The sequence below is a fragment of the Pseudomonas sp. TE3728 genome, assembly GCF_056279145.1.
In genome coordinates this window covers 4,135,764-4,159,662 of the sequence record NZ_JBWBQT010000001.1, presented here as the reverse complement: position 1 = coordinate 4,159,662, position 23,899 = coordinate 4,135,764, and the positions used below count along the sequence as shown (strand labels likewise).

At 60.1% G+C, this 23,899-nt stretch carries 20 protein-coding genes and 1 pseudogene; 12 read left to right on the top strand and 9 right to left on the bottom strand.

Going from position 1 to position 23,899, the window contains the following annotated elements:
* Positions 1-15: 15 nt before the first annotated feature.
* Positions 16-639, bottom strand: a complete 624-nt coding sequence (locus tag ACZ89R_RS18205) for a CDP-alcohol phosphatidyltransferase family protein (RefSeq protein ID WP_429545014.1) — start codon at positions 637-639, stop codon at positions 16-18.
* Between the two features lie 159 nt (positions 640-798).
* Between ACZ89R_RS18205 and ACZ89R_RS18200 the strand changes: the two genes are divergently transcribed.
* The 5 genes and pseudogenes from ACZ89R_RS18200 to ACZ89R_RS18180 all read left to right on the top strand — a co-directional run bounded on the left by ACZ89R_RS18200 (position 799) and on the right by ACZ89R_RS18180 (position 5,220).
* Positions 799-1,701: a LysR family transcriptional regulator gene (locus ACZ89R_RS18200; protein ID WP_429545015.1), complete on the top strand. Its 903-nt coding sequence runs from the start codon at positions 799-801 to the stop codon at positions 1,699-1,701.
* A 126-nt stretch (positions 1,702-1,827) separates the two neighbouring features.
* Positions 1,828-2,454, top strand: a complete 627-nt coding sequence (locus ACZ89R_RS18195) for a glutathione S-transferase family protein (RefSeq protein ID WP_123495612.1) — start codon at positions 1,828-1,830, stop codon at positions 2,452-2,454.
* Between the two features lie 63 nt (positions 2,455-2,517).
* Positions 2,518-3,468 (top strand): annotated as a pseudogene (locus ACZ89R_RS18190) (hypothetical protein); the annotation flags it as partial.
* Positions 3,469-3,915: 447 nt separating this feature from the next.
* A complete protein-coding gene (locus ACZ89R_RS18185; RefSeq protein WP_429545016.1) occupies positions 3,916-4,293 on the top strand; it encodes a DUF6124 family protein in 378 nt (125 codons plus the stop codon).
* 549 nt (positions 4,294-4,842) lie between these two features.
* Positions 4,843-5,220 (top strand): DUF6124 family protein, encoded by a 378-nt coding sequence (locus ACZ89R_RS18180; protein WP_429545017.1) that lies wholly within the window; start codon positions 4,843-4,845, stop codon positions 5,218-5,220.
* Between the two features lie 148 nt (positions 5,221-5,368).
* On the opposite strand, the gene ACZ89R_RS18175 is transcribed toward ACZ89R_RS18180, so the two are convergent.
* The 8 genes from ACZ89R_RS18175 to ACZ89R_RS18140 are packed head-to-tail and all read right to left on the bottom strand — an operon-like array spanning position 5,369 to position 14,357.
* Entirely contained in the window at positions 5,369-6,499 is a 1,131-nt protein-coding gene (locus ACZ89R_RS18175) for a glycosyltransferase family 4 protein (protein WP_429545018.1), read from the bottom strand.
* Positions 6,500-7,630: a glycosyltransferase family 4 protein gene (locus ACZ89R_RS18170; RefSeq protein ID WP_429545019.1), complete on the bottom strand. Its 1,131-nt coding sequence runs from the start codon at positions 7,628-7,630 to the stop codon at positions 6,500-6,502.
* Positions 7,614-8,981: a glycosyltransferase family 4 protein gene (locus ACZ89R_RS18165; protein WP_429545020.1), complete on the bottom strand. Its 1,368-nt coding sequence runs from the start codon at positions 8,979-8,981 to the stop codon at positions 7,614-7,616. The genes ACZ89R_RS18170 and ACZ89R_RS18165 overlap by 17 nt, the downstream gene beginning before the upstream one ends.
* Entirely contained in the window at positions 8,978-10,231 is a 1,254-nt protein-coding gene (locus ACZ89R_RS18160; RefSeq protein WP_429545021.1) for an ABC transporter ATP-binding protein, read from the bottom strand. Before ACZ89R_RS18160 ends, ACZ89R_RS18165 begins: the two co-directional genes overlap by 4 nt.
* On the bottom strand, positions 10,231-11,028 hold the full coding sequence (locus ACZ89R_RS18155; protein WP_429545022.1) for an ABC transporter permease: 798 nt from the start codon (positions 11,026-11,028) through the stop codon (positions 10,231-10,233). The genes ACZ89R_RS18160 and ACZ89R_RS18155 overlap by 1 nt, the downstream gene beginning before the upstream one ends.
* Positions 11,029-12,471, bottom strand: a complete 1,443-nt coding sequence (locus ACZ89R_RS18150) for a mannose-1-phosphate guanylyltransferase/mannose-6-phosphate isomerase (RefSeq protein ID WP_429545023.1) — start codon at positions 12,469-12,471, stop codon at positions 11,029-11,031.
* A 3-nt stretch (positions 12,472-12,474) separates the two neighbouring features.
* Positions 12,475-13,446: a GDP-mannose 4,6-dehydratase gene (gene gmd, locus ACZ89R_RS18145; protein ID WP_030132531.1), complete on the bottom strand. Its 972-nt coding sequence runs from the start codon at positions 13,444-13,446 to the stop codon at positions 12,475-12,477.
* Positions 13,443-14,357: a GDP-mannose 4,6-dehydratase gene (locus ACZ89R_RS18140; RefSeq protein ID WP_429545024.1), complete on the bottom strand. Its 915-nt coding sequence runs from the start codon at positions 14,355-14,357 to the stop codon at positions 13,443-13,445. Before ACZ89R_RS18140 ends, gmd begins: the two co-directional genes overlap by 4 nt.
* Positions 14,358-14,785: 428 nt before the next feature.
* On the opposite strand from ACZ89R_RS18140, the gene ACZ89R_RS18135 reads away from it, so the two are divergent.
* The 7 genes from ACZ89R_RS18135 (at position 14,786) to ACZ89R_RS18105 (ending at position 23,898) form a co-directional block, all read left to right on the top strand.
* Positions 14,786-16,348, top strand: a complete 1,563-nt coding sequence (locus tag ACZ89R_RS18135; RefSeq protein ID WP_429545025.1) for a glycosyltransferase — start codon at positions 14,786-14,788, stop codon at positions 16,346-16,348.
* Entirely contained in the window at positions 16,342-17,646 is a 1,305-nt protein-coding gene (locus ACZ89R_RS18130) for a glycosyltransferase (RefSeq protein WP_429545026.1), read from the top strand. Before ACZ89R_RS18135 ends, ACZ89R_RS18130 begins: the two co-directional genes overlap by 7 nt.
* Positions 17,643-18,536: a class I SAM-dependent methyltransferase gene (locus ACZ89R_RS18125; RefSeq protein WP_429545027.1), complete on the top strand. Its 894-nt coding sequence runs from the start codon at positions 17,643-17,645 to the stop codon at positions 18,534-18,536. Before ACZ89R_RS18130 ends, ACZ89R_RS18125 begins: the two co-directional genes overlap by 4 nt.
* Positions 18,533-19,687: an acyltransferase family protein gene (locus ACZ89R_RS18120; protein ID WP_429545028.1), complete on the top strand. Its 1,155-nt coding sequence runs from the start codon at positions 18,533-18,535 to the stop codon at positions 19,685-19,687. Before ACZ89R_RS18125 ends, ACZ89R_RS18120 begins: the two co-directional genes overlap by 4 nt.
* Entirely contained in the window at positions 19,681-20,520 is an 840-nt protein-coding gene (locus ACZ89R_RS18115; protein ID WP_427626314.1) for a class I SAM-dependent methyltransferase, read from the top strand. The genes ACZ89R_RS18120 and ACZ89R_RS18115 overlap by 7 nt, the downstream gene beginning before the upstream one ends.
* Before the next feature lie 65 nt (positions 20,521-20,585).
* Positions 20,586-21,779 carry a DUF3142 domain-containing protein gene (locus tag ACZ89R_RS18110; protein ID WP_429545029.1) on the top strand — a complete coding sequence of 398 codons (1,194 nt, stop codon included), beginning with the start codon at positions 20,586-20,588 and terminating at the stop codon, positions 21,777-21,779.
* A complete protein-coding gene (locus ACZ89R_RS18105) occupies positions 21,766-23,898 on the top strand; it encodes a hypothetical protein (RefSeq protein WP_429545030.1) in 2,133 nt (710 codons plus the stop codon). Before ACZ89R_RS18110 ends, ACZ89R_RS18105 begins: the two co-directional genes overlap by 14 nt.
* The last annotated feature ends 1 nt before the right edge of the window (position 23,899 follow it).

Below are 23,899 nucleotides of genomic sequence, written 5' to 3'. Positions count from 1 at the left end.
CCTTACGCTGAGGCCTTATGCCGAGGGAGCGTTTTCCTGCACTTCTTTCAGGCCCAGACGGACCCGGTTGACCAAGGTGTAAGCCAGCAGGATGGCGACCACCGCAAACACAACGTTAATCCACAACGCGTTGATCCAGCCGATGGCAATGCCGGTGGCCAAGACGCCCAGTACAAACGCGCGATCGCTCTTGCCCATCGGGCCGTCATAACGCCGCGAGGCGCCGACCATCGGCCCGAGGACGCCACTGTACTCGCTGAACAATGCCAGCAGCGTGACCAACAGCACAATCAACACGCTCACGTCGGGAATCAGGGCAAAAGGCAGGATCAGCGCGCTGTCGGCAACGATATCGCACAGTTCATTAAGGTAGGCGCCAAGGCGCGACTGCTGGCCGAATTCCCGGGCCAGCATGCCGTCGATGGCGTTCAGCGCCATCCGCAGGATCATCCACACGGGAATTAGCAGAAATACCCACAGGTGATTGGCGAAACAGGCAATCGCGACGCCCGTCACGACCGAAATGACGCCGGCCAGCACGGTGATTTGATTGGCGGTGGTGCCGTTATCGAACAATCGCTGAACCAGCGGTCGCAACAGATTCTGGAAGGCAGGTTTAAGTTGGTAGATGGAGGGCATCTGGATACGGTCTCAGCAATTGAAAGCGTGAACGTTCAGGGTTATACGTCACAATAATCAGAATGCCAGTAAAACTGCACGGCTCATCCTCTTCCAGCGATATCCAGGTCCAATCGGGAACTGTCGGCCTCGCGTTTTTCAGTGCTCAGGAGTTAATCCATGGACCGCTTCCAGGAAATGCAAGTCTTCGCCACCGTCGCCCAGGAACAAGGCTTCTCGGCGGCGGCGCGGCGTTTGGGAATGTCGGCGGCCAGTGTCACTCGCGCCGTGGCGGCGCTGGAAAAACGCATTGGCACTCAACTGCTGACACGTACCACCCGCAGCGTGCATTTGAGCGAGGCGGGTCAGCGTTATCTGGAGGATTGTCGGAGAATTCTCACCGAGGTGCAGGAAGCGGAGGATTCGGCGGCCGGGAGCCACGCCCAACCCCGTGGGCAACTGACGATCACGGCGCCGGTGTTGTTCGGTGATTTGTTCGTTACGCCGGTCATGGTCGGTTACTTGTCTCAATTTCCTGAAGTCAGCATCAACGCTCTACTGGTCGACCGGGTGGTGAGCATGGTCGAGGAGGGCATCGATGTGGCTGTGCGCATCGGTGAGTTGCCTGACAGTAATCAACATGCAATTCGCGTGGGCGAAGTGCGGCGGGTGATCTGCGCGTCCCCTGGATTCCTGACTGACCATGGTCGGCCCCGGCATCCTGCAGATTTGAGCGCAGGCCCGATCATCGCGACCTCGTCCATCGGTCAGCACAGAAGCTGGCCGTTCATTGACGCGGGAGAGCCAATCAGCATTCGTCTGGAACCGCGCCTTGTGGTCACCGCCAATCAGGCAGCTATTACGGCCGCCGCCATGGGGCTGGGACTGACCCGAGTGCTGTCGTATCAAGTGGCGAGCAAAGTCGCGGCCGGTGAGCTGGAAATCGTTCTGGCTGACTTCGAACTGCCGCCATTGCCCATTCATGTGGTCTACCAGGGTGGGCGCAAAGCCCCGGTGCGGGTCCGTAGTTTTGTGGACTTCGCGGTGAACGTACTGCGCGAACACCCGGCCCTGCATGGTTAGTTATTGCACTGGCTGAAATAATGGATTGCGTTTGCTGGCTATTCTGTTGTTTTGGTTGGGGATGGAAGATGGCCCCCTATCGGCGCTGATCTTCCTGGACGGCGCCACCACCCAGCGGAGTCGACCATGCAAGCGATCAAACTCTACAACTTCCCCCGCTCTGGCCACGCTCACCGTGTGGAGCTGATGCTGTCTTTGTTGCAACTGCCGACCGAGCTGATCTTCGTCGATTTGGCCAAGGGCGCCCACAAGCAAGCGGATTTTCTGGCGCTCAACCCGTTTGGGCAGGTGCCGGTGATTGATGATCAAGGCGTGGTGCTGGCCGATTCCAACGCGATCCTGGTCTACCTTGCGCTGAAATACGGCAACGGTCGCTGGCTGCCAACCGACCCGGTCGGTGCGGCCAAGGTTCAGCGCTGGTTATCGGTCGCCGCCGGGCCGATTGCCTTTGGCCCTGGCAGGGCAAGGCTGATCACTGTGTTTGGTGCGCCTTACAACGCGCAGGAAGTAATCGCTTACGCCCACAGCTGGCTCAAAGTGATCGATCAGGAACTGGGCGCAACGCCCTATCTGGCCGGTGGCGAGCCGACCATCGCCGACATCGCCGCGTACAGCTACATCGCCCATGCCCCGGAAGGCAATGTGTCGCTGGATGACTACCCCAACATTCGGGCCTGGCTGACACGGGTTGAAGCCTTGCCAGGGTTTGTTGGCATGCCACGCACCGTCGCCGGTTTGCAAAAAACTGCCTGATGTTCACAGCCCGCCTCAGTCGGGCTGTTCTTGTTGCGCGATGAGCGCAGGGGAGAAGTCGTTATGGAACGTTCACCTTGGCACGCAGGCGAGACACAGTTGCAGGCTCATGTGGGTGTCGCCGAGCGAATGGAGGAGTTAGGTCGTAGGGTGATTCGCAGCGAGATGCCGGATCAGCACCGCACCTTCTATCAGCAACTGCCGTTCATGCTGTACGGCGCGGTGGATGCTGACGGCAACCCTTGGGCCAGCATTCTGGAAGGGGCGCCAGGTTTTGCCCGTTCTCCAGAACCTGCGCTGTTGCAGTTTGGCAGCTTGCCTGGCCACGACGACCCCGCGCAATTGCAAGAGGGCGCGGCGATCGGTCTGCTCGGTATTGAGCTGCACACGCGACGTCGCAACCGTCTCAATGGCCGAGTTGGCGCTGTGACAGCGAGCGGCTTCGAGGTGACGGTGCAGCAATCTTTCGGCAATTGCCCGAAATACATTCAATTGCGCCAATTTCGCTCGGTGCCCTTGGCGGATCCGGCGACCCGTGTCGCGCAGCACCTCAACGGGCTGGATGACGCGGCCATAGCCATGATCGCCGGCGCCGACACCTTCTTTGTCGCCAGTTATGTGGACGTCGATGGCCAACGCTCGGTGGACGTTTCTCACCGGGGTGGCCAGGCCGGTTTCGTCCAGGTAGAGGGCAATCGCCTGACCATCCCGGACTTCGCCGGCAACCTGTTCTTCAATACGTTGGGCAACTTGTTGGTCAATCCTCGAGCCGGTTTGCTGTTCATCGATTTCAATTCCGGTGACTTGCTGCACCTCAGCGGTCGCACGCAAATCATCCTCGAAGGCCCGCAAGTCGAAGCTTTTCAAGGGGCCGAGCGGTTGTGGACATTCGAGGTGCAGCGCATGGTGCGACGGCCCGCGGCGCTGGCCTTGCGCTGGCGCTTTGACGGTGTGTCACCCACCAGTTTGCTGACCGGGACCTGGGCGCAGGCGAATGCACGCCTGCAAGCCCAGGGTTCAGAGCCTTCGGTGCTCGACCTTTAGAAAAAGATCGCAGCCTTCGGCAGCTCCTACAGGGTGTAAACAAATCCTGCGTAGGAGCTGCCGAAGGCTGCGATCTTTTGATCTTCAGGCAGTCCTACAAACGATGATTTTGGGGGGGATGTTTCCGACAAGTTTTGACGGTTGTCGGGTGGGAAGTGGAGTGGATAGGCTTTGGGGGTCGCTGCACATCAGCGATCGGGTGTGGAAACCCGAAGAAAAAACCAGCATGTCCCCATGGCATACTGTGGCGCTTTTTTATGGCCATAGTTTTGAGTTATGGCGGCTGTGCGTGGGAGGCCTTCGGGCCTGCCGGGTTTTTCTCCGTTTTTCTCGGTTTTCCACCCTGCGCACAGCTGCCACCTATTCGTGTGGAAACGAAGTAGAGGCAGCTCCAATGACTTAAAAGGAGATCTTGCCATGATTAAAGAAACACCGAATCCCCCAGAAACCGACGACGTTTCCCCCTACGAATCCCTCGATTCAAAAAAACTCCACGAAGCCGCTAACCGCGCGCTCGATCACTACCTCAACCCCTCCGCCCTCAAATCCCCCGCGGTCCGCAAGCCGAGCACGATGTTTATCGTTGCGCCGGATATCAAAGACGAAGACCTGTTGGCCCACACCTGTGAATCGTTGGCCCAGGCCAGTGTGATGGCGAGTGATTTTGCGGGGTATCTGGAAGGACCGCACCGGCACACGGCGATGGCGATTCAACAGATCGTCATGCTGGCAGAACTGGCGGTGAACCGGATGCTGGATAACGTTGCCATACCAAAACCTGCGCCACACAGCTGATCCCCTGTAGAAGCGAACTGTGGCGAGGGGGCTTGTCGGAACGCCGCATCGCCCCGTTTGAGTGCGCAGCACTCACAAGATCTTTGGTATGTCAGAGATTTTGGGGCCGCTACGCAGCCCAGCGCGAGCAAGCTCGCTCGCCACAAAAGCCTGGGACCCGGTCGGTGAGTTATCCACAGATCGCAGCCTTCGGCAGCTCCTACAGGGTGTAAACAAATTCAGCGTAGGAGCTGCCGAAGGCTGCGATCTTTTGATCTTCGGGCAGTCCTACAAACAATGATTTTGGGGAATGTTTCCGACAAGTTTTGACGGTTGTCGGGTGGGAAGTGGAGTGGATAGGCTTCGGGGGTCGCTGCAAATTCAGTGATCGGGTTTGGTCGCCCAGGTTTAGAATGGCGCACTTTTATGCTTGCTTCATGGCGAGCTGTGCGTGGGAGGGCTTAGGCCCTGCCGGGTTCCATTCCCTGGTCGACCAACCCGCGTATGGTTCGCCACCCTTCTGCTTGGTCGCAGTGTTGGCGAACTCCAGTCCTCGAATGGAGTTTCACCATGTTCAAAGCAACCCCAAATCCCCCAGAAACCGACAACGTTTCCCCCTACGAATCCCTCGATTCCAAAAAATTCCACGATGCCGCTAACCGCGCGCTCGATCACTACCTCAACCCATCCGCCCTCAAATCCCCCGCGGTCCGCAAGCCGAGCACGATGTATATGGTCGCGCCGGATATCAAAGACGAAGACCTGTTGGCCCACACCTGTGAATCGTTGGCCCAGGCCAGTGTGATGGCAGGTGATTTTGCGGGGTATCTGGAAGGGCCGCACCGGCACACGGCGATGGCGATTCAACAGATCATCATGCTGGCAGAACTGGCGGTGAACCGGATGCTGGATAACGTCGGCGTACCAAAACCTGCGCCACACAGCTGATCCCCTGTAGATGCGAACTGTGGCGAGGGAGCTTGCTCCCGCTTGAGTGCGCAGCACTCACAAGATCTTTGGTATATCAGAGATTTGGGGCCGCTACGCAGCCCAGCGCGAGCAAGCCCCCTCGCCACAAAAGTCCGGTCCCGCAGGTTTAGGCGTAGGACAGGGATTTTTCTTCCAGCAGTTCTTCGTACAACGTCGTCCACTTGCGACCCATTTCTTCCGCCGTGAACAACTGCCGATAACGCGCCTCTGCCTTCACGCCCATTTCGGCTGCAAGCGTCGGGTTTTCCCAAAGTGTGCGCATGGCTTCACGGAACGCTTGTGGATGACTCGGCGGCACCACCAGCCCGGTTTCGTTGTGGATGTTGATGTAGCTGGTGCCGGTGCCGATTTCGCTGGAGATCATCGGTTTGCCGTACATCGCGCCTTCGAGCAGCGAAATGCCGAACGCTTCGGAGCGCAGGTGCGAAGGAAATACGATCGCGTAACTCAGTTGCAGCAGCGCGACTTTGTCTTCGTCGCCAAGACGCCCCAGAAAGTGAATATTGCGCAAACCCAACGCCGCGGCCTGGGCGTGCAGTTCGGCTTCCAGCGGCCCGGCGCCAACGATTACCACCGGGTAATCCACGTCTTTCAAGGCGTCGAGCAGAATGTGCAGGCCCTTGTAATAGCGCATCACGCCCACAAACAGGAAAAACTTATCCCCAAGCTTTTGCCGCCAATGGTCCATGCGTTCGTTATCGGCCTGTGGATAACCGGCCTTGTTCAGACCATAGGGAATGACGCGGGTCTTGTCCTGAAACTGCTGCAACACATCACTGGTGTGCAGATAGTTAGGGGAGGCGGCGACGATCCGGTCAGCGCTGGCGAGGAAGCGGTTCATCAGTGGCCGGTAAAGTTTGAGCAGGTGTTTCTGGCGAATGATGTCCGAGTGGTAGGTCACTACGCTGGGTTTGTTCATGGCGCTGAAGAAGTGCACCAGGTCCATGAACGGCCACGGGAAGTGGTAATTGACCACGTCTGCCTCAGCGGCCATTTCGCGAAATTGCTTGAAGACGCTGTAAGAAAAGCCTGTGGAAGCGAACTGAATGTCGAGTTTGGCCCGATGGACTTCGTGCTGCCCGAGTTGCACCACCGGCGGTGTCGGATCGGCACTGAGGGTCAACACCTGACTTTCAATGCCATGCTGGGCGCCGCTTTCACATAACTGGAAGATGACTTGTTCGATCCCGCCGACCGAGTCAGGCAGGTACGTCTTGAAAAAATGAAGAACTCGCATTCAACCTCCCATAGCCTGGCGGTAGGCGCGGGCGGTGATCTTCGCGCAGCGCTCCCAGGAAAAAAGCCTTGCCTGCTGCAATCCGGCTTTTCGGCATGCCTGCCAATGTGTTTGATCGTCGATCAGACGGCGCATGGCATCGCGCAAGCCGTCTGGATCGTCGGGTTCAATATAGTTGCCCGCAACGCCTGCGACTTCGGGCATGGCCGAACGTCGGGTCAGGATGACCGGCGTGCCGCTGGCCATGGCCTCCAGCACCGGTAGGCCGAAGCCTTCATAGCGCGACGGGAAAATCAGCGCCCGGGCGCCGGCCAACAGCTGCGCGACCTGCTCGTCGGGCAGGTAACCGAGCAAACACACATGACCATTGGCCAATGCCCGGCGCAGCTCATCGCTGAATTGTTCGCGTTGCCAGCCGGCCATGCCCACGATCAACAACGGAAAGCGCTGACGCAATGCTTCCGGAAGTTGGGCGTGGGCGCGCAGGGCCAGATTCAGGTTCTTACGTGGTTCCAGCGTGCCGACGCAGAGAAAATAATCCCGCATCTCGACCCCGTGGGCCTTGAGCATCGCATCGATGGCCTCGGGCTCGCGTGGGTGGAAACGTGCAGCCACGCCCAGCGGGGCAACTACAAAACGCTCGGCCGGCAGTGCGAAACAGGCTTGAGCCTCGTTGGCAATGTACTGCGAGTCGGTGAGAATCAGCTGCGCCTGTTGCACGCCATCGGCCAGTCGCCGCTCGATTTCTCGCAGGCGCGCCGGTGGTTGCGTCTCGGGATAGTGCAGGTGTGTCAGGTCATGCAGGGTGATGACCGTCGGGCCGTCGAACGACAACGGCCACAGACTGGGTTCGTGATAAAGGTCGATCGCCTGCGCGCGGCCTTGATCAAAGCGTTTCTGCGCCAGCCAGCGTCGAGCCTGATACGCCCCCGGTATCTGCCGCAGCAACGGCGTCAGGCGCGAGTAACCCGGCATGGCGGCATCGGGTAGCGAAGAACTCCAGCCCCAGCCATGGAACAGCGACAACTCGACATCGGGCTCACCGGCCAGGGCATTCACCAGTTCGGCGACGTAATGGCCGATACCGGTGCGTGGGGCCTGGAGGATTCGGGCGTTAAGGGCAATTCGCATGTTGCCTCTCTTGCACGACGGGTGTTTCCACAAGGTTGCGCAGGGTTCGCTCGGCCAGTTGCGCACTGGCTTCACGCCAGCCAATCCAGCGCCAGTCCGCCACATCGTGGGCGGCCGGGAATTGTTTGCTGCTCTCGAATCGGGCAACCAGATCGGCCAGGTTTTGTGGTTCGGCCAGGTCGAAGTACGCCATGAACTCGCCGCCTATTTCGCGGAAGACCGGGATGTCACTGCCCATGGCCGGCAAACCGCGTTGCATGGCTTCTACCAGTGGCAGGCCGAAGCCTTCGACGTAGGACGGAAACACCAGCGCACTGGCGTGGGAATAGGCATGTTCGAGGCTGGTGTCGCTCAGGTCGTTAAACATGAACAACCGCCTGTTCAGCTCCGGGTGATTGCGCATCCGGGCGAGCAGGGCATCGCATTTCCAGCCAATGCGCCCGGCGATGCACAGACGGGCAGTGGAGCCTGCGGCCCAGGCGAGTTCGAAGGCGTCCAGCAAGTAGTCGTGATTCTTGCGCGGCTCGATGGTGCTGACCATCAGGAACACCGGTTCGGGGGTATCGAACAGCCGGGTCAGGCGTGTTTCGACAGCGGCGGTTTCTTCGCGCAGGTCCAGCTCCGAGCCCAGGTGAAAGTAGTCGAACCACAAGGTGTCGGCTTTGGCAGGATCGACGCGACGATGCAATTCATCGCGCACCTGATCGCGCACCGTGGCGGAAATCGCCACGTAGCCGTCGGCGGTTTTGGCGATCCAATCGAACCACTCGTTGAAAATCTGCACCAGTCGCATGTCGTAGAACTGCGGGTGGGTCAGGGGAATCAGGTCGTAGATCACCGAGACAATGCCCACGCCTTCGCGTTTGAGTTGTTCGGCCAACGGGAAGAAATCGGCGTGCCAGGACGAATCCAGCAACACGAGTTGATCACCCGGTTGATGCTGCAGCGGCGAGCAACGTTTGGGCAGTTGATAGTGATTGATCTGATCAATCAGGCGCAGCGGTACGCTGAAACCCGCCAGCGCCGTGAGGCGGTAAGCCGCGTACAGCGCGCGCCGGGTCCATCGCGAGGTGCAGCGTTTGTCGAGGCGCTGGTGCAGTTGCCAGAAACGATGGGCCAATCGCTCCAGGCGCCCACCGAACTCCATCAGCCCATTGAAAAGCGGTGTGTCCAAAGGGGCCAGACTCAACACCCGGTAGAGCTTGCCCTTAAGCATCACCACCGGGATGCACTCAACGCCATCGACGCGTTCAGGCAACTGATTGATGACGTTGCGCACCACCCGCTGAATGCCCGAATTGACCTTGGGGTGCTGGAACACGTACGTGCACTCCACCAGTAGACGGGTCATGGCGTGTGCTCCGAAACAATCGATTCGGCGGCGCGAGTGATGGTGGTTTTCGCCCCCAGCCACGAACAGCCGACGAAGTCTTCGTGTCGGTTGTTGATCACATGGAACACCAAGCCGTAGTCGCGCCACTCGAAATTGCGGTCCAGGTGCGAGTCCAGTCGCGACAGGCTCAGGGCCACGGAATAGTTGCCCTTGCCCAGGCCCATGACGAAGGCAAAGCGGTAGGTCAGCCGCTCGCCGGCCTGCAGATCGGTGAGGGCGAGGTCCTGACGATGGGTATTGATGCCGTACATGGCCTGACCCAGGCGATCCTTGATCATGAAACCCAGCACCAGGCGTTCGATGTCCTGGCGCACTTCGACTTGCACCTCAAGCACTACCGACTGGCCGACTTCGGCGGCATCGATGGCACGTTCGCGCTCATCGAGCATGCGCACGCTGAGGATCCCGGCTTCACCGGTGCCGGAAACGGTTTGCACCTGGCCGTCCGCGAGCATTTCCTGACGCACCGTCTGGCCTTCGCGCTCGGCGAGCAGGGCGTTGTAGTAGTCCATGACGGCTTCGGGCTTGCCATGCATGGCCATGCGGCCGTTCTCCAGGAGAATCGCCGAGTCGCAGATCGACTGAATCGCCGAGCGGTCGTGGGACACGATCAGCAATGTGGTGCCGGCCCTGCGAAAGCTGCGGATGCGTTCGAAGCTTTTGTGCTGGAAGTAGGCGTCGCCCACCGACAACGCTTCGTCGACGATCAGGATATCCGGGCGCCGCGCGGTGGCCACGCTGAACGCCAGGCGCATCTGCATGCCGCTGGAATAGGTGCGCACCGGGTGGTCGATGGCTTCGCCGATTTCCGCGAAGTGTTCTATTTCCGGCATCAGGGTTTCGATTTCTTCGACCTGCATGCCCAGCAATTGCCCGGCCATGACCGCGTTTTGCCGGCCGGTGAAATCCGGGTGAAAGCCCATGCCCAGTTCCAGCAGGGCGGCGACGCGGCCTTCGAGCTGGATCTGCCCACAGGTGGGTTGGGTGGTGCCGGTGATCATCTTCAGCAAGGTACTTTTGCCGGCACCGTTGACCCCGACGATGCCCACCGCTTCACCGGGAGCAATTTCGAACGCTACGTCTTGCAGCACCCAGTGTTGGCGATGGCGGATCGGCGAAAACGGGATCAGCCACTCAGCCAGTCGGCTCCAGCGTGTGGGGTATTGCTTGTAGGCCTTGCCCAGGCCGGTCACGCGTATATATCCCATCAGAGTTCATCCACCATTTCGCCGACCCGCTGACGAAACAGTCGCAGCCCGATCACGCAGAACAACACACCGATCACGAAAATCGGCAGCAGCGAACGCCAGACCGGCCATTGGCCGTAGAGGAACAGGTTCTGGTAGCTGCCGATCAGGTTAGTCATGGGGTTGAGCTGCAACAACCGTTGCACCCACTCGGGCAGGATGCTCAGCGGGTACACGATCGGGGTCAGCCAGAACCAGAATTGCAGGCAGATGCCGAAGAATTGCCCGACATCGCGAAAGAACACATTCAACACGCCGAGGATCATTCCCAGACCGGCGCAGAACATGACTTGCAACGCCATCAGCGGGAGCAACGCCAGCAGAGCCATGCCCGGCAGGCGTCCGGTGATCAGCAGAAAGCCCAGGAACAGACCGATGATGATCGCGAAGTTGATGCCGGCGTTGAACAGCACGATCACCGGCAGACAGATTCTCGGGAAGCTGATTTTCTTCAGCAGGTTGGCGTTTTCCAGAAACATGTTCTGGCTGCGCAGAGTGATTTCCGAGAACAGGCCCCAGGTCAGCAACCCGGCGCAGAGGTAGATGCTGTAGGCCATACCGTCATCCACACCCGGCAAGCGTGCGCGCATGATGTGGGAAAAAATCACCGTGTAGACGACGATCATCGACAGCGGGTTGAGTACGGTCCATAGGGCACCGAACAGCGAATTGCGATAACGCGCTTGAAACTCTCGCTTGACGCTACCGAGGATGAAACCTCGATAGCTCCACAGCGAGCGATACAGGGAAAGCAGCATTCAAACCGTCCTGCCGTATTGGTCTTCGAAGCGAACGATATCGTCCTCCCCCAGGTATTCACCGCTTTGCACTTCGATGATCACCAGGTCGATCACGCCGGGGTTTTCCAGACGGTGCCTGTGCCCGGCGGCAATGAACGTCGACTCGTTCTTGGCCACCAGGTGCGATCCGGAACCGTTATTGGTGACCTTGGCCATGCCTTCGACCACCACCCAGTGTTCGTTGCGGTGGTGGTGCATTTGCAGTGACAACTTGGCGCCGGGTTTGACCACGATACGTTTGATCTTGAAGCGAGGACCTTCCTCGAGCACGGTGTAGGTGCCCCAAGGTCGGCTGACTGTGCGGTGCAGCCGATAGGCTTCGTGCTTTTCATCCTTGAGCTGCCGGGCCACCCGGCGCACATCCTGGGCGCGGTCGGCATGGGCGACCAGCACCGCGTCGGCGGTGTCGATGATGATCAGGTTATCCACACCCACGGCGGCGACCAACCGGTCTTCGCTCTGGACGAAGTTGTTGTGGCTGTCGATGAAGATCGCATCGCCGCTGGCGCGATTATTCTGCGCATCGGCCGGCAGCAGTGCCGCCACGGCGCCCCAGGAACCGATATCGCTCCAATCGAAATTGGCCGGTACCACGACCACTTTGTCGGAGCGCTCCATCAGGGCGTAGTCGATGGAGATGTCGGTGATGTCGGCGAAGTGCGTGGGCGACAGTTCCTGTTGCAGGCAACCGCCGGTTTCCACTGGCGCACTGGCCGCCATGCAGGCCCGAGCCTGTTCCAGCAATGCAGGGGCGTGAAGGTGCAACTCGGCCAGCAGCGTGGCGATCGAGAAGCAGAACATCCCCGAATTCCACAGGAAGTTGCCGCTCTCCAGATAATGCGTGGCGGTTTGCAGGTCGGGTTTCTCGACGAAGCGTTGCACCTTGGCGGCGCCTTTGTCGTCCAGCGGGGCACCGGTTTCGATGTAGCCGAAGCCGGTTTCCGGGGCTGTCGGCACCACGCCGAAGGTCACCAGATGACCAGCCTTGGCCAGCGCCACGGCGTGCTCGACCGCGCTTTTCAAGGCGTCTTCGTTGAGAATCAGATGGTCGGCGGGCATCACCACCATGATCGCGTCGTCGCCGTGCAGGGCTTGTAGCGAAAGGGCGGCCGCCGCGATGGCCGGGGCCGTATTGCGGCCCGTCGGCTCAAGCAGAAAATGCCCGCGATGGCGCTCCAGGCGCGCATCCTGATAGTGATCCTTGCTCTGGAAGTAATAGTCGCGGTTGGTCACCGTGACGATATCGCCCCAGCCATCGAGCAAGCCTGCCGCACGCCGATAGGTCTTGCTCAGCAGCGACTGACCGTCGGGCAGGGTCATGAACGGCTTAGGATGGCCTTCGCGGGACACCGGCCACAAACGAGTCCCGGCACCGCCGGAGAGAATCACGGGAATCAGCATGGCCTACTCCTTGGCAACGCGTTTCATGTCCGCATCCATCATCATGCGGATCAAGGTGTCCAGATCGGTTTTTGGCTTCCAGCCCAGTACGCGCTGGGCCTTGGCCGGGTTGCCAAGCAGCACTTCTACCTCGGCCGGGCGGAAAAACGCCGGGTCGATCTTCACGTAGTCGCGGTAGTTGAGGCCGATGTGATCAAAGGCGATGCGGCACATTTCGCGCACGGTGGTGGTCACGCCGGTGGCGACCACATAATCGTCAGGCTTGTCCTGTTGCAGCATCAGCCACATGGCTTCGACGTAGTCGCCGGCGAAGCCCCAATCGCGTTTGGCGTCGATGTTGCCCAGGCGCAGTTCCTGCTGTTTGCCCTGTTTGATGCGGGCGGCGGCGTCGGTGACTTTACGGGTCACGAACTCGATGCCGCGCAGCGGTGATTCGTGGTTGAACAGGATCCCGCTGCTGGCGTGCAGGTTGAAGCTTTCGCGATAGTTCACCGTGATCCAGTGGCCATAGAGTTTGGCCACGCCGTAAGGGCTGCGCGGATAAAACGGCGTGTTTTCATCCTGCTGTTCGGCCTGAATCAAGCCGAACATTTCGCTGGTGGACGCTTGATAGAAACGGGTGTGCGGACTGAACTGACGGATCGCTTCGAGCAGGTGAGTCACGCCCAGGCCGTCGACGATGCCGGTGGTTACCGGTTGATCCCAAGAGGCGGCGACAAAGCTTTGCGCGGCCAGGTTATAGACCTCGTCCGGCGCCGACTTGATCACCGCTCGCTGCACCGAGCAGGCATCGGCCATGTCGCCATCCAGATAAACGATATCGCCCTCGATCCCGGTCTCGCGAAGTCGCCAACGCGAATCGCTGCTGCGCCGCGCCACCAAACCGTGGACTTTGTAACCCTTGTCGAGCAACAGTTTGGCCAGATACGCGCCGTCCTGACCGGTGATCCCTGTGATCAATGCACTTTTTGTCATTCTTGTCGTACTCGCTTCTCCCAGTCGGACAGGATCGCCCGCAGGGATTGTTGTGTTGTGATTTCAGGCGTCCAGCCTGTGGTCTGGGCAAGCTTGGCATGGCTGCCACAAACGCGACGCTGATCCGCGCGGCGAAGACGCACCGGATCCTGAATCAGTTGCATATCGACCTGGGCGAGATTCCCCAGCTGCTCGATCAAGCTGCGAATGCTCTGCTCGCGCCCCGAGCAAATGTTGTAGACCTGTCCCGACATGCCGTTTTCCAGCAAGGCGAAGTAGGCCGACACCACGTCGCCCACATCGAGGAAATCGCGAGTGACGTCGATGTCACCGACTTCCAGTTGCGGTGTTTGCAGGCCTTGCTTGATTCGGCTGATCTGTCGCGCCGCGCTGGCAATGACGAAGCTGTCCTTCTGCCCGGTGCCGATATGGTTGAACGGGCGAGCGACCAGCACCGGCCAGCTTTCGCTCAGGCCCCATTGCAGGCTCAGGAACTCCGCCGACAGTTTGCTCACGGCATAAGGATTGCGCGGGCAGGGTGGCTGGCGTTCGGTGATGGGCAGATCGGCTTCGTTGACCTGGCCATAGACGTCACCGGAGCTGACGTACAGGAACGTACCGGCGAAGCCACGGGCTTTTAGGGCTTGAAGTAGGTTAAGGGTGCCCAGCAGATTGATATTCAGCGTACGTGCCGGATCACGAAAGGCTTCGGGGACGAAGGTCTGGCCGGCCAGATGAATGACCGCATCGGGCATCTCCGGCCACAGGCCTTCAAGGCTTTCTGGCTGTACGAGATCGTAACGGGAAGGGGCAGGCAGCAGTTCCCATTCCGAGGCATCAGCCTTCAGACGAGATTGGATGTGTTGTCCTACGAATCCACTCAGACCCGTTACGAACAGACGCTTTTTCAAGCAGCGGTCCCCTCAATTCTGAACTTCTGCCATTTCCCGCAGGCTTTAGGGAAAGTCTGTCAGACCGAAGAAAAACCTTCGTAGGAAGACAGGCGAAGTCGTTGTTGTAGTTGTTTGGTAGCCAATCTGTGCCAATTGCGCAGCAATTTCAACAGGTCTCACCGTGACCGGTCGGTTCTCGTTTTCGCAGGTCTATTTATTCTCGCCGAGCGGTTCACGAACCCTTAACGGATGTGTTTAGAATGCCCCTCGTCACGATCGCCCAGGGTTCGGCAGGGTTATTTTGAAACTCCGCGAAACTGACCACTAAAACAAGAACGTAGACGGACACGAAGACTATAGACGAGGGCAGGTACTTGCCGACTCAATCTGTGGTTTCGCCGTCATAGAGTGAGGTTGCCGGGATGGCGGCTTCATCGTGGGATGCCATGAATTTTATTCTTTACTCGGACGTCAACGACAGTTCCATCAGCCAGAGCCTCGGTCGTCCCGAATACAGTTATTACTTCGTGCTCAAGGCTTATCGCCCGGTGCTCGAAAGCCTTGGGCGGGTGTATGTGGTGTCCTCCACCGCCGAGGTCGATCCTCTCTACAGGCAACTGCGTGCCGCCGGCGAAAGCAGTCTGTTCCTGTCCTTCACCCCGCCGCAGAAAACCCCGAACGACCTTGAGTGCCCGACAATGTGCGTGGTGGCCTGGGAGTTCGATTCGATTCCCGATGAGCAGTGGGACAACGATCCACGGCAGGACTGGACCCGCATGCTGGCGCGCCAGGGCCGGGTGATTACGCTCTCCAGTCATACTGCCCGGGCGATCCGTCGGGCCATGGGCGAAGACTTTCCGGTGTTGGTCTTGCCGACCCCGTTGTGGGAAAACTTCGCGGCCATCCGTAACCGTCATACCAGCGCGGTCAATGCCGGTTCGACCCTCGACATCAAAGGCTGCATCCTCGATACCCGTACGCTGGGGCTGTCCGCCGACTCGCTGATTCCGCCACCGTTGACCGCTGAGCAACAGGCTGAACTCGAGGCCTTGCGCCCGCCGCCGCTAACCCTGAAGCGCCGCTTCGTTATCGCCAGGCACTACTTGCGCCTGTGGGCGCTGGACCTGGGCAAGGCGCAACCGGTGCCGGTCCATCGCACTCACTTTTTGAGCCAGTGGTACTGGGAGGGGATTCGCGATCTGTTGTCTGACCCGGCTCATTCCAGGCTCGCAAAATACTTCCCGCGCATTGCCGGTCCACAGTCGGTGCCGGTCCACGTACCCGCAGCCGTGGACCTTCCGGACACTACGGAGCAGGTTCAGACCCATGTCGACGGCGTGGTCTACGTCACCGTGTTCAATCCCAAGGACGGGCGCAAGAATTGGCATCAACTGATCAGCGCATTCTGCTGGGCGTTCCGTGACACCGCGGATGCCACACTGGTGCTGAAGATTACCCAGAGCGATCTGTCGTCCTATTACACCGAGTTGATGACCTTGCTGGCGCAACTGTCCCCGTTCGCCTGCCGGGTGGTGGTGATGCACGGTTACCTGGACGATCCGCAATATGCCCGGCTCTATGAGGCGGCGAGTTATTACGTCAACGCCTCGCGCTGCGAAGGCTTGTGTCTGCCGCTGATGGAGTTCATGGCCAGCGGCAAACCGGTGATCGCGCCGGATCACACGGCCATGGAGGATTACATCGATGAGCGCGTGGCGTTTGTGGTCAAGTCCAGCGAAGAGCTGACCATCTGGCCTCAGGACACCCGCATCATCTATCGGACCCTGCGTTATCGACCGGACTGGGGGGCGTTGAAAACGGCCTACGAAAACAGCTACCGGATCGCCAAGGAACAGCCGCTGGAGTATCAGCAGATGTCTCACGCCGCGGTCGAGCGCATGCACGATTACTGCGCCTTCGCTCCAGTGCAACAACGCTTGGCGGACTTTTTCGGGCTGGCGCCACACGGTGTGTCGGCAGCGACCGTCACGGATAACGCCTCATGCTGATCATCATTTATTCAGAAACCAACCAGCACACCATTGCCCAGAACCTGGGCCGTTCGGAATACAGCTACTACTTCGTGCTCAAAGAGTATCGACCGGTGCTGGAGCGACTGGGGCGGGTAGTGGAGGTCAGCGATCCGCAGACCGAAGTCGACGCCCTGTACCTCGACAGTCTGTCCCGTGGCGAAGACTGCGTGTTCCTGTCGTTCTCGCCACCGCATCGCACGCCGGTTCATTTTGCCTGTCCGACCCTGGCAGTGTTTGCGTGGGAATTCAGCACCATTCCCAATGAGCCGTTCGCCGGTGAACCGCGTAATGACTGGCGCACGGTATTGCGCGCGAGCGGTGCGGCAATCACCCATTCCAGCTACACCGTCAATGCCGTGCGCGAAGCCATGGGCGCCGACTATCCGATCGTCGCGGTACCGGCACCAGTGTGGGATCGCTTTGCCGCACGCGGTGCGCAATTGCAGCGTCAGCCAAAGGCCTGCCAGGTGCGATTGAAGATCAAAGGCTTGCTGGCGGACAGTCGCCAACTTGATCTGCGGGCCTTTGGTCCTGCGCATTTGCGTGCCGGCAAGGGCATCGACTTTCAGGCGCCCGCGGGTGAACAGGAGCTGGTGCTCGACGGTGTGATCTACACATCGGTGTTCAACCCCGGCGACGGGCGCAAGAATTGGGAAGACATGCTGAGTGCTTTTTGCGTGACCTTCCGCGAGGTAGAAGACGCCACGCTGGTGCTCAAACTGACGCATCACGATGCCGAAGAAGCGCTGACCGATATCCTTCATCACTTGTACAAAAACCAGTCCTACCGCTGCCGCATCGTGTTGATTTACGGCTACCTCGCGGATGCGGACTACGAACGTCTGGTGCAGGCCACGAGTTACGTGGTGAATACGTCCTACGGCGAAGGCCAGTGCCTGCCGCTGATGGAGTTCATGTCATGCGGCAAGCCGGCAGTGGCGCCGCGCACCACGGCGATGATCGACTATCTGGACGCGGACAATGCTTTCCTCATCGACTCCACGGATGAGCTGACGGCCTGGCCCCACGACCCGCGAAAGGCGTTTCGCACCCTGCGCTACATCACCAACTGGGCCTCGTTATGCACGGCCTATCGGGCCAGCTATGACGTGGCCAAAGACGACCCGCAACGCTACGCAAGGATGTCCGCCCACGCGGTGACCAGCCTGCAAAACTTTTGCAGCCAGGCAACCGCTGAACAGCGTCTGAAAGAATTCCTTGCCCGGCTATTCGAAACCCGCGCTGCGGCTGCCGTGGAAACCCCCGAGGCATGATCCGCGCATTGATGAGGCGGCTGCGTCCGGTGGCGCAACCCAAAGCTGTGCCTGCACCGGTTGCGCAAGACAGCGTATCGCCGCGCGATGTCGGCTTGCACGACGCCATCCTCGATGGCTGGTTTTTGAACGACAGCGGCGAATTGCTCAAGGGCTTTGCGATCACCGCGGACGACACTTTGCTGGATGTCGGTTGCGGTGAGGGCGTTGCGACGCTGTTTGCGGTACGTCAGGGCGCCTCAGTGATTTTCACTGACAGTGAACACGACAAGGTCCGAGACCTGGCCCGGCAAGTGGACGCGCAGACGGACAAACCCAACCTGGGGCTGGTCAGCAATAGCCTGCCGTTGCCGCTGGCCGATGGCTGCGCGAGCAAAGTCGTGTGCATGGAAGTGCTCGAACACATCGATCAGCCCGAGCCGTTCATGGCCGAGTTGGTGCGCATGGGCCGTCCGGGTGCGCAGTATCTGCTGAGCGTGCCGGCACCGGTGGGCGAGCATTTGCAACAGGGCATCGCCCCGGCCAGCTATTTCCAGTCGCCCAATCACGTACAGATTTTTACCCCGGAACGCTTCGCCGCGCTGGTGGAGGACGCGGGCCTGGTGATCGAGCATCGTCAGGCCACCGGGTTTTTCTGGGTGATGGGCATGATTTTCTTCTGGGCCAGCGAGCGCGCGGCCGGGCGCGACTTGGGCGGCGCGGTACGGGACCGGATTCAGGCGCCGTATCCGCCACTGATGGAGAGCTGGGCGAAAACCTGGCAAGACCTGCTGGCCCAACCCAATGGGCTGGCAATCAAGCAGATGCTCGATCAGTTCATGCCCAAGAGTCAGGTGATCATTGCACGTAAACCGATGGCGACCGATTCAAAGGCCGGGACTGCGTCATGAGCAGTCGACGGATTCTCGACATCGAGTTGTTGCGCGGGATCGCTGTGCTTGGCGTGCTGGTGCATCACCTGCAAACCATGCCATTTCCGGGTGGGCTGCCGGGTTTCGAATCGGGCACGGCCCACGGGCAATTCTGGTGGGGTGTGGACCTGTTTTTTGTCATCTCCGGGTTTGTCATCGCCCGAGGCTTGATTCCGCTGCTGCATGGTTGCCAGACACCGCAAGCCTTCTGGCTGGAAACCCGCGATTTCTGGATTCGTCGGGCCTTTCGTCTGTTGCCATCCGCCTGGTTGTGGCTGCTGCTGATGTTAGCGGGCGCACTGTTTTTCAATCATTCGGGCGCCTTTGGCACGGTGCAGGCCAATCTGCAGGCGACGCTGGCGGGCCTTCTGCAGTTTGCCAATTTGCGCTTCGCTGAAAGCTTCATGCGCTTCGAATACGGTGCCAGCTTCGTTTACTGGAGCCTGTCCCTTGAAGAGCAGTTCTACCTGCTGCTGCCCTTACTGATCCTCGTCTGCCGCAAGCGGTTGGTGTGGCTGTTGCTGGCCTTGGTTGCCGTGCAACTGTTCACTTGGCGTTCAGCGCTGTTGATGAGCATCAGGACCGATGCCCTGGCATTGGGCGTGTTGCTGGCGATGTGGAGCTCGAGGCCGAGCTATCTGACCTGGGAGCCACGATTGTTGCGCCGTCGTTGGTCAGGCCCGTTGACACTGATCGGCCTGGGGGCTGCACTGAGCGTGCTGGCGAGCACACCGTTCAACCTGGCGAGCTATCGGGTCGCCGCGATTGCCTTGTTGTGCGCGCTGCTGGTCTGGATCGCTTCCTACAATCGCGATTACCTGCTGCCCAAGGGCAAGCTCAAGCAAGTACTGGTCTGGTTGGGCGCCCGTTCCTACGGCATTTACCTGATTCACATTCCGGCGTTTTTTCTCGTGCGCGAAGGCTGGTTTCGTTACGAGCCCGCCGGTTGGCAGGACGTGGCGATGCAGCCGGCACTGGCGCTGTTTTGCGCCATGACCCTGATCGTGCTGCTGAGTGAACTCAACTACCGATTCATCGAGCTACCCATGCGCAACCGGGGTGCCCGTCTGTTGCATCACTTGCGCGTGTCCCGATCAGCCCTTCCATCCTCTGGAGCCACCTCATGCTGAGCCTTTTGAAGAAACTCACGGCGGGCACGTCCGCTGCCGCGCAGCCGCTGATGCCAGCACCCTCGGTGTCCGAGAAAGTCGACCCGTACATGCTCGGCCTGCACGACGCGATGCTCAGCGGCTGGTTCAACCAGCAAACCGGCGAGCTGTTCACCGGTTTCCCGGTCAGCCCCGAGGACACGCTGCTGGATGTGGGCTGCGGTGACGGGGGCAACGTTCATTTCTGCGGCATGCGCGGGGCGAAGATCATCATTGCCGACATCGACGCCGCCAAGGTCGAAGCGACTCGTCAGCGCCTGAGCGACACGCCGGCGCGGGGCATCGAGTGCCACGTCACGGACTGCAATCCGCTGCCGATTGCCGACGCGACCGCGACCCGGGTGGTGTCCACCGAGGTTATCGAGCACGTCGACGATCCGGCGCAGTTCCTCGCCGAACTGGTGCGGGTCGGCAAGCCCGGGGCGCTGTATTTGCTCAGTGTTCCGCACCCCAGTTCCGAAGACCTGCAAAAAGACATCGCCGCGCCGGAGTATTTCCAGAAGCCCAACCACATTCGCATCATCAGCGAAGAGCAGTTCAAGGCGATGGTCAGCGACGCCGGCCTGGAAGTCATCAGCCACAGCCAGTACGGGTTTTATTGGTCGATGTGGATGCTGTTGTTCTGGGAGGCCAAGGTCGATTTCAGCAACGCCGACCATCCGTTGCTCAACCATTGGGCCGACACCTGGCAAGCCGTGCTGTCCTCGCCACGGGGTGCGCAGATTAAACAGGCGCTGGATGCGGTTGTGGCGAAAAGTCAGGTGATCATTGCCCGCAAGCCAATGGCTGAGTAGGGTAATGAGCAGAGCGACAAAGGGCCTTCAGAGGCCCTTTTTGTATTTCAGGGATAAGGTTTTTCATGGCTTTTTTCACACGATTGATCGTTTTGCTGGCAGCGGTGTTGCTCAATGGTTGCGAGCAACCGGACGCGCCGCCGCTCGATCAGCAACTCTACGTCTGGCAACGCCAATGGACGCCGGCCCATGACGCCGCGCTGCGCGACAGCCGCGCCGATTTCTCGACCTTGCGCGTGCTGGCCTTGCAGGCCTTTCCGCAGGCTGGCTGGAGCCGGGCACGGATCGATCCGGTGCTGCTCAAGCGTGATGGCCGACCGCTGATTGCGGTGATTCGTCTGGATGGCCAGCTCCCGGCCCTGGATCAGGAGCAGGTCGCCGCACAAATCCAGCAAGTGCTCAGCGATTGGCAAGGGCAGGGGCTGATCCTCTCCGGCGTGGAAATCGACCACGATGCGGGCAACGTCCGGCTACCGGCCTACCGCGAATTCCTCACGCATTTACGCACCGTTCTGCCCGCTTCCTTGCCGTTGAGCATCACCGCGTTGCCGGCCTGGCTCGACAGCCCTGAATTGCCGGCGCTGCTGGCGACCGTCGACAGCAGCGTCTTGCAGGTGCACGCGGTGAGCGATCCACGGCGTGGCTTGTTCGACCCGGATCAGGCCCGGCAATGGGCCAGGGCCTGGAGCCGTGTCACGTCGAAACCGTTTTATCTGGCGCTACCGGCTTATGGCGTGGCGCTGTTGCCGGGGGACGGTGGTGCGCCGGTCGTGGAAAGCGAAGTGCCCATCGAGCGGGGCGGCAAACGCCGGGAGTTACTGGCGGATCCGCTGCAACTGAGCAAACTCGTCGCCGAGTTGCGCGCCGATCCACCGGCTCATCTGGCCGGGCTGATCTGGTTTCGCCTGCCGCTGGCCAATGATCGCAGGGCCTGGAGCCTGACGACGCTCATCGCCGTGGCGCGCGGCGATACGCTCGACAACCGCGTGGGGCTGAAGCTCTCGGCGCAGGACGGCCTCTACGACATCAGCGTCAGCAACCAAGGCAACCTCGACAGCGCATGGCCCGAACGCCTAACACTGGCGGTGCAGGGCTGCGATGGTGCCGATGCATTGGCCGGTTATGCATTGCAACAGCGCCCGGATCTGCTTACCTTCACCCGCCTGCGCGAGGGTCGAATCCCCGCCGGCGGGCAGCGCGCCATCGGTTGGGCCCGCTGCGCAACTATTGATCAAGGAGGTTCGAATGTTCACCCGTAACTGGCCCCGCCATCTGCTTTGCCTGAGCCTCAGCCTGCCGTTGGGTTCGGCGTTGGCCTGCGGGCCGGACTTCCCCATGCGCCTGCTGGACAACCGTGGCCAGTCGCTGGCGGAACTTCCGGAAGGCAACTTCAACTTTGAGATCAGTCGCCTCGGGCATGCCATCGCGGGACTGAAAAATGTCACGGCTGCCACCAACATTCCGGGGGACGGTTACGGCGATGCGCCGGATTACGCGGGGCAGCGCAACACCGCCGAACAGGCCGGCCTGACGCCTGAGCAGCAAGCGCTGGTGCAACAGCTGCGTAGCCTGACCGATGCCCGTCAGGTTGAAGAGCAAGGCGCGAGCCTGCCGACCGAGCACATGTTCTATCTGGCGGGCGCGGTGGCGTTCAACGCGGGTGACCATGGTTTGGCCGCCGAATATTTTCAGAAGGTGCTGGCGCTGCCGGCAGATCAACGCGCATTGCGCAGTACCTGGGCGGCTTACTCGTTGGGGCGGACGCTGTTTGCCATGAGTTCAGAGGCGGATGCCGGCTCGGACCTGTTGGCTCAGTCGCGCAAAGCCTTCGAGCAGACTCGTCAATTGAGTATCGACGGCTTCAGCGACCCGCTGGAACTGGGTGTTGCCAGCCTCGGCGAAGAAGCGCGAGTGGCCCTCACCGCTGGTGATTGGGATAGCTCCATCGAACTTTATGCGACGCAGAACCTCCACGGTTCGGCGGTGGGCTACAGCTCTTTGAAGTTGTTGATGGCCGATCTGATGGTAATGCCCGACGATCAACTGGCCGTGTTGCTCAAGGGCAAAGCGGTGCAGCAATTGGTGACGGCGTCGTTGATCAGTCGACTGGGCTGGTCATTCGGTGATCAACCACCGAACGAACAGAAACTGATCAAGCTGCTGCAAAACAGCACCCGTGGCAGCCTGGATAACGCGGATCGTCTGGCGGCGATGAATTATCAACAGGGCGATTACGCCAGTGCCAAAGCCTTCCTCGAACAGGCCGGTGACGGCGGCCTCGCGTGGTGGCTGCGGGCGAAACTGGCGTTGCGTGATGGCGACAAAAGCGCTGCCGCGGCGGCCTACGCCAAGGCCGCCCAGGCCTTCCCGCAGAATGAGTCCTGGGGCGAACGACGGACCCCGGACTGGGATTACGAAACGGTGCAGCCCAAGTGCCGGGTCGACGGCGAAAGCGCAATCCTGGCCCTGCAACGCGGCGATTATCTGCAAGCCTTTGACCAGCTCTATCGCAGCCAAAGCATTTATTGGTACGACGCGGCCACCGTTGCCGAGCGGGTGCTGACCCTCGATGAACTCAAGCAGTACGTCGACACTCAGGTGCCCGCACCGCCGCCGCTCAGCCAACAGGATCGCGACAATTATGTGCCGTTGCCGGTAGCCGCGAACCTGCGCAATTTGCTCGGGCGGCGTCTGTTGCGTGAAGGGCGTTATGACGAAGCGCCGGCTTACTTCGACAACGTCGATCTGCAGAACAAGGCCAAGGCGTATGGGCAGTTGCGTCAGGAGGCGGACGCTGCCTGGTGGCCGACCAAACGTGCCGCGGCGTTGTTCAACGCCGCTTCGACGGCGCGGCAATGGGGCATGGAGCTTCTCGGCTACGAAATGGCGCCGGATTACGCCACGTTCGGCGGTAATTACAGCCTTGAGAGCCGTGAGCTAAAGGTCGGCCCGTTAGTGGCTGAAGATGAGGTCGTGCGTCAGCAAGCCAGCGCCGCTCAACCCGATGAGCGCTATCACTATCGTTATGTCGCAACGGCTTTGGCCAGTCGTGCTGCCGATAATCTGCCTCATACCAGCCAGGCTTTTGCGGCGGTGTTGTGTGCGGCGGCGGGGTGGAACACCAGCCTTGAAGAAGAAAGTGCCTTCTACCAACGGTATGTGAAAGAAGGTCCGTACGTGGATTGGGCAGAGAACTTTGGTCACCAATGCCCTTATCCCGACTTTGAGAACGCCAGCAAACGTTATGTAACCCAAGCTACCGATGCTACGCGTTCGATGCTGCGGCCTTACAAGACGCCAGTGCAAGTAGGCGCTATTGTGGCGATCACGGCGGCGGCTTTGCTGCTGATCAGTCGCCGCCGTCGTAGAGCGCAATAAC

Bases quoted from the DNA above. Each gene is read 5' to 3' on its own strand.
- ACZ89R_RS18135 (WP_429545025.1), top strand. From the start codon at position 14,786: ATGAATTTTATTCTTTACTCGGACGTCAACGACAGTTCCATCAGCCAG.
- ACZ89R_RS18120 (WP_429545028.1), top strand. From the start codon at position 18,533: ATGAGCAGTCGACGGATTCTCGACATCGAGTTGTTGCGCGGGATCGCT.
- ACZ89R_RS18125 (WP_429545027.1), top strand. From the start codon at position 17,643: ATGATCCGCGCATTGATGAGGCGGCTGCGTCCGGTGGCGCAACCCAAA.
- ACZ89R_RS18180 (WP_429545017.1), top strand. From the start codon at position 4,843: ATGTTCAAAGCAACCCCAAATCCCCCAGAAACCGACAACGTTTCCCCC.
- ACZ89R_RS18175 (WP_429545018.1), bottom strand. From the start codon at position 6,499: ATGCGAGTTCTTCATTTTTTCAAGACGTACCTGCCTGACTCGGTCGGC.
- ACZ89R_RS18110 (WP_429545029.1), top strand. From the start codon at position 20,586: ATGGCTTTTTTCACACGATTGATCGTTTTGCTGGCAGCGGTGTTGCTC.
- ACZ89R_RS18105 (WP_429545030.1), top strand. From the start codon at position 21,766: ATGTTCACCCGTAACTGGCCCCGCCATCTGCTTTGCCTGAGCCTCAGC.
- ACZ89R_RS18155 (WP_429545022.1), bottom strand. From the start codon at position 11,028: ATGCTGCTTTCCCTGTATCGCTCGCTGTGGAGCTATCGAGGTTTCATC.
- ACZ89R_RS18150 (WP_429545023.1), bottom strand. From the start codon at position 12,471: ATGCTGATTCCCGTGATTCTCTCCGGCGGTGCCGGGACTCGTTTGTGG.
- ACZ89R_RS18130 (WP_429545026.1), top strand. From the start codon at position 16,342: ATGCTGATCATCATTTATTCAGAAACCAACCAGCACACCATTGCCCAG.
- ACZ89R_RS18165 (WP_429545020.1), bottom strand. From the start codon at position 8,981: ATGACCCGTCTACTGGTGGAGTGCACGTACGTGTTCCAGCACCCCAAG.
- ACZ89R_RS18195 (WP_123495612.1), top strand. From the start codon at position 1,828: ATGCAAGCGATCAAACTCTACAACTTCCCCCGCTCTGGCCACGCTCAC.
- ACZ89R_RS18115 (WP_427626314.1), top strand. From the start codon at position 19,681: ATGCTGAGCCTTTTGAAGAAACTCACGGCGGGCACGTCCGCTGCCGCG.
- ACZ89R_RS18170 (WP_429545019.1), bottom strand. From the start codon at position 7,630: ATGCGAATTGCCCTTAACGCCCGAATCCTCCAGGCCCCACGCACCGGT.
- ACZ89R_RS18185 (WP_429545016.1), top strand. From the start codon at position 3,916: ATGATTAAAGAAACACCGAATCCCCCAGAAACCGACGACGTTTCCCCC.
- ACZ89R_RS18200 (WP_429545015.1), top strand. From the start codon at position 799: ATGGACCGCTTCCAGGAAATGCAAGTCTTCGCCACCGTCGCCCAGGAA.
- ACZ89R_RS18160 (WP_429545021.1), bottom strand. From the start codon at position 10,231: ATGGGATATATACGCGTGACCGGCCTGGGCAAGGCCTACAAGCAATAC.
- ACZ89R_RS18205 (WP_429545014.1), bottom strand. From the start codon at position 639: ATGCCCTCCATCTACCAACTTAAACCTGCCTTCCAGAATCTGTTGCGA.
- gmd (WP_030132531.1), bottom strand. From the start codon at position 13,446: ATGACAAAAAGTGCATTGATCACAGGGATCACCGGTCAGGACGGCGCG.